Source organism: Arenimonas sp. GDDSR-1 (assembly GCF_025980345.1).
Lineage (GTDB): Bacteria > Pseudomonadota > Gammaproteobacteria > Xanthomonadales > Xanthomonadaceae > Arenimonas.
Map to the genome: position 1 here is coordinate 1 of NZ_JAPDUI010000069.1, position 8,957 is coordinate 8,957.

Annotated in this window: 10 protein-coding genes, 1 tRNA gene and 1 pseudogene; 4 read left to right on the forward strand and 8 right to left on the reverse strand. The window is 60.5% G+C overall.

The annotated features are described in order from the left end of the window. The 6 genes from Q0W88_RS09445 to rsmD form a co-directional block, all read right to left on the reverse strand. The coding region (locus Q0W88_RS09445; RefSeq protein ID WP_297802774.1) for an MBL fold metallo-hydrolase at positions 1 to 645 on the reverse strand (645 nt) is incomplete at its 3' end. Further along, positions 642 to 2,372, reverse strand: a complete 1,731-nt coding sequence (gene ggt, locus Q0W88_RS09450; protein WP_343212541.1) for a gamma-glutamyltransferase — start codon at positions 2,370 to 2,372, stop codon at positions 642 to 644. The genes Q0W88_RS09445 and ggt, both read right to left, overlap by 4 nt. Beyond that, complete coding sequence (locus Q0W88_RS09455; RefSeq protein WP_297802777.1) at positions 2,369 to 2,623, reverse strand: YfhL family 4Fe-4S dicluster ferredoxin; 255 nt, start codon at positions 2,621 to 2,623, stop codon at positions 2,369 to 2,371. The genes ggt and Q0W88_RS09455 overlap by 4 nt, the downstream gene beginning before the upstream one ends. A gap of 57 nt (positions 2,624 to 2,680) precedes the next feature. Beyond that, positions 2,681 to 3,202 carry a hypothetical protein gene (locus Q0W88_RS09460; RefSeq protein ID WP_297802780.1) on the reverse strand — a complete coding sequence of 174 codons (522 nt, stop codon included), beginning with the start codon at positions 3,200 to 3,202 and terminating at the stop codon, positions 2,681 to 2,683. A 14-nt stretch (positions 3,203 to 3,216) separates the two neighbouring features. Continuing rightward, positions 3,217 to 3,723: a pantetheine-phosphate adenylyltransferase gene (coaD, locus tag Q0W88_RS09465; RefSeq protein ID WP_297802783.1), complete on the reverse strand. Its 507-nt coding sequence runs from the start codon at positions 3,721 to 3,723 to the stop codon at positions 3,217 to 3,219. Positions 3,724 to 3,756: 33 nt separating this feature from the next. Further along, the gene (rsmD, locus tag Q0W88_RS09470) at positions 3,757 to 4,329 is read right to left on the reverse strand and encodes a 16S rRNA (guanine(966)-N(2))-methyltransferase RsmD (RefSeq protein ID WP_297802786.1); all 573 of its coding nucleotides are present in this window, start codon (positions 4,327 to 4,329) and stop codon (positions 3,757 to 3,759) included. A gap of 158 nt (positions 4,330 to 4,487) precedes the next feature. Here rsmD and ftsY point away from each other — a divergent pair. From ftsY to Q0W88_RS09485, 3 genes and pseudogenes are all read left to right on the forward strand, one after another. Next, a pseudogene (gene ftsY / locus Q0W88_RS09475) lies at positions 4,488 to 5,384 on the forward strand (signal recognition particle-docking protein FtsY); the annotation flags it as partial. Further along, positions 5,385 to 6,431, forward strand: a complete 1,047-nt coding sequence (mutY, locus tag Q0W88_RS09480; protein ID WP_297802789.1) for an A/G-specific adenine glycosylase — start codon at positions 5,385 to 5,387, stop codon at positions 6,429 to 6,431. It abuts the pseudogene before it with no gap. Beyond that, positions 6,428 to 6,694, forward strand: coding sequence for an oxidative damage protection protein (locus Q0W88_RS09485; RefSeq protein WP_297802792.1), 267 nt, complete (start codon positions 6,428 to 6,430; stop codon positions 6,692 to 6,694). Before mutY ends, Q0W88_RS09485 begins: the two co-directional genes overlap by 4 nt. Position 6,695: 1 nt before the next feature. Here Q0W88_RS09485 and Q0W88_RS09490 read toward each other — a convergent pair whose 3' ends face one another. Continuing rightward, complete coding sequence (locus Q0W88_RS09490; RefSeq protein WP_297802795.1) at positions 6,696 to 7,124, reverse strand: DUF6491 family protein; 429 nt, start codon at positions 7,122 to 7,124, stop codon at positions 6,696 to 6,698. Between the two features lie 159 nt (positions 7,125 to 7,283). Here Q0W88_RS09490 and Q0W88_RS09495 point away from each other — a divergent pair. Beyond that, a tRNA-Phe gene (locus Q0W88_RS09495) sits at positions 7,284 to 7,359 on the forward strand. A gap of 50 nt (positions 7,360 to 7,409) precedes the next feature. On the opposite strand, the gene Q0W88_RS09500 is transcribed toward Q0W88_RS09495, so the two are convergent. After that, positions 7,410 to 8,957, reverse strand: a 1,548-nt coding sequence (locus tag Q0W88_RS09500) for a TonB-dependent receptor (protein ID WP_297802798.1), incomplete at its 5' end; no start/stop codon positions are given.

Consider the following 8,957-nt stretch of genomic DNA (forward strand, 5'->3'; position numbering starts at 1 on the left):
GCCGGGAATCAAGTCCGCGCAGAACACCACGCTCTCCGAACTGCCGCGGATTTCGGCCAACAGAAGACCGGGCGTGTGGCCATCGGAATGATGAAAGTGCACGGCATCGCCCAATGTCGGCGTGGTATCCCCGGACACCAGTTCCAGACGGCCGCTGGCCGCTAAAAGCGCATTGAGCTCAGGCACGAAACTGGCGCGATCACGCGGATGCGGATGCTGCGCACGCTGCCAATGCTCGGCGCCGACCACGAATACCGCATTCGGGAACAACAGGCGCAGCGGCTGACCCTCCTGCCATGGCGCCAGCAGGCCGCCGGCATGATCGAAATGCAGATGCGATAACACCACTACATCGATATCGGCATCGCTCAGGCCAATGCGGGCAAGTTCGTCCAAGAGGACATGCCCTGCTTCCTGGATACCGTAGCGTTCGCGCAGTTTCGGTTCGAAAAAAGCACCGACACCGGTTTCAAACAGTACCCTTTTACCATTGATGCCCTCGACAAGCAGCGCACGGCAGGCCAGATCGATGCGGTTCAGATCATCGACCGCGACCCATTTGTCCCACATCGGCTTCGGGGCATTGCCGAACATGGCGCCGCCATCGAGTTTCTGCGAATTCCCCAGCAAGGACCAGGCTTTCATGGCTTCACCTTGGATTGTGCATCGACGACCTTGCCCAGTCCGACCGGATTGCGTGGATCGCTTCCGGTGCTGAGCCGATTGGCGGATTTATCCCAGCTGACGGTCTGCAGATTGCCCCAGGTGTCGCTGGAGCGCCTGCCGTCCGCCGTATCTTCGGGCGTGTTGACGGTATGTCCCATCGCGCGCAGCGCCGTAACGACATCCGCCGGCAGGGCATTGCGCTCGGTCGACAGCGCATCCGGTTGCCACTGATGGTGGTAGCGCGGCAAAGCCGCGACCGATTGCGCATCCAGTCCATCGGCGTAGCCCAGAACACCGAGCAGGACCATGGTGATGATCCGGCTGCCGCCCGGAGTGCCGAGCACGGCAACACGCTCTTTCGATTCCATGAAGGTCGGCGTCATCGAGCTGAGCATGCGCTTGCCCGGTTTCGGGGCATTGGCGTCATAGCCCATGACACCGAAGGCATTCGGCGTTCCGGACTTCAGGGCGAAATCATCCATTTCGTTGTTGAGCAGTACGCCGGTTCCCGGCGGAATCAGGCCGGAGCCGAACAGCAGGTTGACCGTCTGCGTCCCCGCTACGCGGTTGCCCTCGGCATCGATGATGGAAAAATGGGTGGTGTCCTCGTCTTCCAGCGGCGTCTGCTCGCCGGACAGCAGATTACTGGGCGTGGCTTTACCCGGATGGATGGTGGCGCGCAAGCCTGCGGCATAATCGGGACTGGTCAGGGTGCGCTGCGGCACCTGCACGAAATCAGGGTCGCCCAGATAGAAAGTCCGGTCACGGAAGGCCCGGCGCATGGACTCGGTCACCAGGTGGGTGCGCTGCGTCTGCGTCAGCGCTTTGAGATCCCAGGGTTCCAGAATCTGCAGCATCTGCGCCAGGGCGATGCCGCCGGAGGACGGCGGCGGCGCCGTCACGATCTGCCACCCGTCGTATTCGAAACGGATCGGGGTGCGTTCGCGGATGCGGTATTCGGAGAGTTCCTTCGCGCTCCACTCGCCGCCTTCGGCCTTGACTCCGGCCAGAAGCTTGGCGGCGACCTCGCCCTTGTAGAAGCCGTCATGGCCTTTGGCCGCCAACAGCTCCAAAGTCCGGGCCAGATCGGGCTGACGCAGCAGTTCGCCCTCGGCCGGCGGATTGCCGTCGGCAAGAAACACGCCACGCGTTCCGGAATAGCGCTCCATCACGTCACGCCGGGCTGTGTAGCCATTGGCCAGACGGGCATACACCGGAAAACCGTCACGTGCGGTGCGGATGGCCGGTGCCAGCGAAACCGAGAGCGGCAGGCGGCCATAGTTTTCAGCCAAATGCACCAAACCATCCGGCAAGCCGGGGATGCCGGCCGACCACGGTCCGTTGGTGGCGCGGTCACGGTTCAGCGCACCGGACGCATCCAGATATTTTTCCGGCGTGGCCGAAGCCGGCGCGGTCTCGCGCGCATCGATGAAATGGTCACGCCCGTTCTTGGCTTCGTGCAGCAGGAAGAAACCGCCGCCGCCCAATCCCGAACTGATCGGCTCGACCACCGAAAGCGTGGCTGAAACCGCAACGGCGGCATCGAAGGCATTGCCGCCTTTGGCCAGAATCTCCAATCCGGCTTCGGTGGCCAGATAGTGTGCCGAAGCCACCGCGTTCTGCTTCGGCTGCTGCGACTGCGGCGCTTTGGCCACAAGAAGGCCCGGAGCCAGCAAAACGGCAATCAGCAGATGACGGAGTTTCATGCACTTTCTTCCTGAAGACGGAGGAGTTTCAACAGCAGCTGCTGTTCGGTTTCCGGATGGGCCGGATCCTTGTCGATGCATTCGACCGGACAGACCACCACGCATTGGGGTTCATCGAAATGACCCACGCATTCGGTGCAGCGCTCCGGGTGGATGATGTAGATCTCCTCGCCCTGGGTGATGGCCTGGTTCGGACAGGCCGGTTCGCAGACATCGCAGTTGATGCACAGGGAGTTGATCAGAAGTGCCATGGCTTCAAACCAAAGCGGCCCGGCAGTGCCGAGCCGCATTCGGGAATTTTCCGTCGATTACTGGACTTCTTCGAACAGGAAGCCGCCGCCGGCCGCTTCAACCGCGGCTTTGACGCGCTCGGCATCTTCCGATTTGCCGATGAACAGCACATGCGAACCGCTCAATGCGGTCGGTACGGCGCCGGTAAAGGCTTCAACGATGAAGTCGGCCATGGTTTTGCTGTCGGGCGAACCGAACACGAGCAGATTGCCTTTGGTGACGGTGCGTTCGATGGCCGGCTTCACCACATCCATCTGGCGGCTGTACGGGCTGGAAACTTCCGGGTTTTTCGGGTCGTTGTCGGCGGTCTTGCTGTTGACCGGCAGGAAATAGGGAATGGTGCGGTCGGTGACCACTTCCTGGTATTCCGGCTTGACCGCAACCGAGCTCAGATACTGCTTCCAGGCCATGCTGTCATCGCTGGTGGGAACCGCGACCACGGCCGGCGCGGCGTCTTTGCTTTCTTCTTCTTTCTTGCCGCAGGCCGACAGAGCCAGGCTCAGGACCAGAACGGATGCGGTGATGATGTGACGAGACATAGGAACCCCTCAGGTTAATGTGTTGTGGATTGTTTCCATTTTGCCGCCAATGCCGACTGCACATTGGCCGGGACGAACTCGGAGACGTCGCCGCCAAGACGCGCCACTTCGCGCACCAGCGATGACGAGATGAAGCTGAACTGCTCGGACGGTGTCAGGAAAACGGTTTCGGCATCCGGAATGAGATGGCGGTTCATGCTGGCCAGCTGGAATTCGTACTCGAAATCCGAAACCGCCCGCAGCCCGCGCAGCAGGACGCCGGCCTTGACTTCATCGACGAAACGCGCCAACAGACCGTTGAAGCCGAGCACGCGGATATTGGCATAATCGCGCAGCGAATGCTCGGCCATGGCCACACGCTCTTCAAGACTGAACACCGGCTGTTTATTCGGGCTCTGGGCAACCGCCAGAATCACCGTATCGAACAGCAAAGACGCCCTGGCGACCAAATCGACATGACCGTTGGTGATCGGGTCGAAGGTGCCGGGATAGACCGCTGTCCGGTGGGTATTTTGGCGCATGAAGAGCTCGAATCGGTGACCGCCGATAGTGTATCAGCCATTCACCGGTTTATGCCATTGCGCCAGCAAATACTTGGAATGCCTGGTTTTTCCGCTTTTTTCAGGGTGCAGACCCGGCGGCAGATCCCATTTGGCTTCGCCGGCTATTTCGACATAGACCCAGGCCCCGTCGGCAAGTACCGGCAGCAGCACGGGCCAGAGCCGGGGCCAAATCGCGCTGGCAAACGGCGGATCGAGAAAGACGCCGTCAAATTGCCGTCCGGCATTGGCAGATAACCAGGCCAGGGCATCGGCGTGCACGATCTGCATGCCGCTGACCTTAAGGCGCTCCTGACAGGCGCGCAGATTGGCGGCCGCAGCGGCATCTTGCTCGAGCAGAACCACGTCGGCCGCCCCGCGGGAAGCGGCCTCGAAACCGAGCGCCCCGGATCCGGCGAAAACATCCAGCACCCGCCGGCCGGCAAGCTTCATGGCCAGCCAGTTGAACAGGGTCTCGCGGGTACGGTCGGGCGTCGGGCGCAGACCATCACGCTCGACCACCGGCAATTTCGAGCCGCGAAGCGTACCGGCTATAATGCGGACATGGCCTTGCCCTGTTGTTCGCACGCACCGCCCCCATATCTTCCGTATCTCCGCTTATTGTGACGCAGAATCGCCTTATGTTCGATTTTTTGAAGAAAAAGCCCAAGCCCGAAACCGGCAAGCCGGAAGCTCCCGCAATCGGCGAGGACACGGAGGTCATTCTGAGCACGCCCGAAGCGGTCAAGCAGACCGTGGCGAAAAGCCTGTTCGCGCGCACCTTCGGCAGTCTGTTCTCGCGCAACCCGAAACTCGATCCCGACTTCCTCGATGAACTGGAAACCGCGTTGATCAGTGCCGATGTCGGCGTGCGCGTCAGCGCCGAGATCATGGCAGATGTCCGCAAACGCTTCAAAGCCCGCGAGTATCCCGATACCGACGCCCTGCTCGCCGACTTGCGCGGCCGCCTGCTCGCCATTCTTGAACCGGTGGCGAAGCCACTGCGCATCGAAGCCCCGGAAGGTCCGTTCGTGCTGCTGACCGTTGGCGTCAACGGTGTCGGCAAAACCACCACCATCGGCAAGCTGGCACGGCGTTTCCAGAGCGAAGGCCACAGCCTGATGCTCGCCGCCGGCGATACCTTCCGCGCCGCGGCGGTCGAACAGCTGCAGATCTGGGGCGAACGCAATGGCGTTGCCGTCATCGCGCAGGGACAGGATGCCGATCCGGCTTCGGTCGCCTTCGATGCCTATCAGGCTGCGCGTTCGCGCGGGTTCGACATCCTGATTGCCGATACCGCAGGACGGCTGCATACCCAGACGCACCTGATGGCGGAATTGGCCAAGATCAAACGCGTCATCGCCAAAATCGATGCGGCGGCACCGCATGAGGTGCTGCTGGTCATCGACGGCACCACGGGACAGAACGCCATCAATCAATGCCGCGCCTTCCACGACGCCGTGGGCGTTACCGGCCTGGTGGTGACCAAACTCGATGGCAGCGCCAAAGGCGGCGTGCTGTTCGCGCTGGCGCGTGAATTCGGCATTCCAATCCGTTACATCGGCCTTGGCGAACAACCGCAGGATCTGCGCGAGTTCGATCCGATCGCCTATGTCGACGGTCTGTTGCCGCAGCACCGGTAAATGACCGATTCCGATTTCGCCGCCCGTCTGCTGGCGTGGCACAGCGTCTTTGGCCGGCATGATCTGCCTTGGCAGCGCCCGCGCACGATGTACCGGGTCTGGTTGTCGGAAATCATGCTGCAGCAGACCCAGGTCCAGACGGTCATCCCCTACTTTGAAAACTTTCTGGAACGCTTTCCGGAGCTGTCCGATCTTGCGGCTGCGCCGTCCGACGCGGTCATGAGTGCCTGGGCCGGTCTGGGCTATTACTCGCGCGCACGCAATCTGCACAAAGCCGCACAGTGGTGCATGATCCACCACAACGGGCGTCTGCCGGAGGATTACGATGCCCTGCTGGCACTGCCCGGCATCGGCCGCTCCACGGCCGGCGCGATTCTCAGTCAAGCCTGTGGCGCACGTCATGCCATCGTCGATGGCAATGTCAAACGGGTGTTGACCCGGTACTTCGCCATTGCCGGCGATGCCGCCAGCACCGCGGTGGACCGGCAACTGTGGCAGCTGGCGGAAAGACTTCTGCCGGAAAAAAAGATGGCCGATTACAGCCAAGCCATCATGGATCTGGGCGCCACGGTCTGTACCAGCCGAAAACCGCAATGCACACGCTGTCCGCTTGCCCAGGACTGCCGCGCTTTGGCGCAAGGCAATGTCCTGGACTATCCGGGGCGCAAACCGGCGAAATCGATTCCCGAACGCGAAACCCATGTGCTGCTTTTACGCACGGCTTCCGGCGAAATTCTGCTCGAGCAGCGCCCGGACAAAGGCATCTGGGGTGGACTTTATTCCCTGCCGGAAGCCGGCGATACCGAACAGGCGTCAACACGGGCCGAAGATTTCATCAGCGGCAACGCGTCTGCACCGCTGGCATTGCCGGCCTTTGCGCATACCTTCAGCCATTTCCGGCTGATCATCCAGCCGTTGCTGTGGGATGCCTGCACGGCCAAAACGCAAATCAGGGATAATGCCCGCATGCGCTGGGCAACGCCGGATGAGCTGCCCGAGCTCGGTCTGCCCGCCCCCATTCAAAAACTGCTGAAGAGACTGCCATGAGCCGAACCGTTTACTGTGTAAAAACCGGAATTGAAACGGAGGGTCTAGATTTCGCACCATGGCCGGGCGAACTCGGCAAGCGGGTGTTCGAACATATCGGCAAGTCCGCCTGGGCCGACTGGCTGGCACACCAGACCATGCTGATCAATGAAAACCGGCTGTCGCCGCTCGACCCGAAACACCGGGCTTTCCTGCAGGAGGAAATGCAGAAGTTCCTGTTCGAGGGCGGTGCCGAAAAACCCGGGGGCTACACACCCGCCTGAATCAAGTGCCGGCCTTGGCGGCTTCCCGCTCGGCTTTCTGCGCGGCCTTCATCGCCTTGACGTCCACCGGGCGGATTTCCAGAATCTTGCAACTGCGTCCACCGATGCGCAGCGCATCGAATTTCGCATTCAAGGTCGAGGTCTTGTTGTCCACGCCGATGGCCATGGCGGTCGGAAGATCCGGACAGAAATCCTCGATTTCGACCAGATAGGCACGGCTCATCGACTCGTAGAGCAGCACGGTATGCCGGCCGAGCGGTTCAAAATCATAACTGCGCGAAAACGGCACACTGGATTTCGGCTCCGCAGCGAATCGGGTCACGAATTCACGACGCTGCTCCATTTTACTCAGCCGTTCCGTTTTGCGGTCCTGCGCACCGGCTGTTCCGGCAATGACGGCAACGAGTAAGAACATTCCTTTTAGACGCATGGTGGGCACCTCGATTATTGGTTCGGACGGTTTACCCTATCAAAATCGGCCAAATTCCGCCATGCGGCCGACAACGGCATTCAGGGCCGCGTCAGCACGGCGGGCTTGCGGAAAACCGCCCCAGGCTCTACAATAGCGGTCTGAAAGTGCATGCACTTCGGCCAATTAGCTCAGTTGGTAGAGCAAGGGATTGAAAATCCCTGTGTCCTTGGTTCGATTCCGAGATTGGCCACCATCCATGAAAAACCCCGCCAAAGCGGGGTTTTTCTTTGGCGTTCGGATCGATCAGAAGTGCATGCCGAAGGACAGGTAGTAGTTGCGGGGCATACCGTAATACGCGGTCTGGATGCCCGCGATGCTGGAGAACTCCTGGGCATCGGTCTTGTAGACCTTGTCGGTCAGGTTGCGGACGCCGGCACGGATGTGCCATTTGCCGTCGGCGGAATCCCAGTGCGAGTAAAGACCCAGAAGCGTATAGGCATCCTGGCGCAGACCCGGGGCGTTGTCGACCGACAGCCAGGTTTCGCTGCGGTACGACGCGTCACCACCAACGGTAATCAAGCTGCCATTGGCCAGCGGGAAGGCATGGTTGATCGCAAAGCGTGCGGTCAAATCCGGCGAAAAGGGCACATGCTGGTGCGATCCCGGCGGAATGCGCGGATCGGTGAACTTGTCGAACTGTGCATCCTGCCAGCCGAGCTGTCCGGAAATGACCAGATGCTCGCTGAGCTTGGCGATACCTTCGAACTCGATGCCATTGATGGTGGTCTTCTCGACGTTCAGCACCGGAAAGGCGAAGGTCGGAAGGAAATTGTCTGGATCCTGGACTTCCGAAACGCGCGCCTGGAAATCCTCATAGTTGCTGTGGAACACCGCGAAACGTCCGGTGTAGAACCCGTCTTCGGACTGCAGCTTCAGGCCGGCCTCATAGGACCAGACATACTCGGGACGGTAGGTTTCCGGAATCACCGTCGAGCGTCCGTTGAAACCGCCGGATTTGAAGCCACGGGTCGCCGAGAAATAGCCCATGCTGTTTTTGCTGAAGGCCTTCTGGATCGAGGCCGTCGGGGTCCAGGCAGACCAATCATCGCTGACGCTGAATGCGGCATCCGGGTCGCGGTTGCCGAGGGTGTCGGAATAATAGGACGTGGTGCGGGAATAGTCCTTGCTGTCCTTGCTGTAGCGCAGACCGGCCGACATCTCCCAACCGTCCTTGAACTGCCAGTTGCCGGTGGCGAAGAAGGCCATGCTCTTGTTCTGCAGATCGTCATCGGAAGTGCGAAGGAAGCTGATCGGATCGCCGAAGAACTTCAGGAAGTCATCGGAGTTGGATACCTGGCTCGAGGGCACCTGCTCGTCCATGTAATACAGGCCGAACACACCGTTGAAAGTGCGGCCATTGTCGTAATGCAGGTTCAGTTCCTGGCTGAGCTGCTTCTGGTCGAAGCTCAGGAAGATATCGGCCAACTGGTATTCCGAAGCGTCCATATCGATATGGGAGGCGACATCGAGGGTGCGGTAGCCCGTAATGGAATGCAATTCCAGCTCTGGCGAGAGATTCCACTCCATGGTGACGTTGATGCCCTGCTGGGTCAGGTCCTGGCCTTCGTCGCCGGTAAACGACGTGCTGGACTTGAAATCATAGTCCCCGGTCGGCGGCGCAACCAGTTGGGTATACGGATTGAAATTGATCGGATCATTGAACAGGGCGTAGCCCAGATCATAGGAATAAAGTCCGCCGGTCGGTTGGCCGAGTGTCAGTGCTTCGTCCTGCGTGGTGTAGTCCAGTGAAACCACGGCGCTGAAAGTGTCGCTGGGCTTGAACGCCAGCTT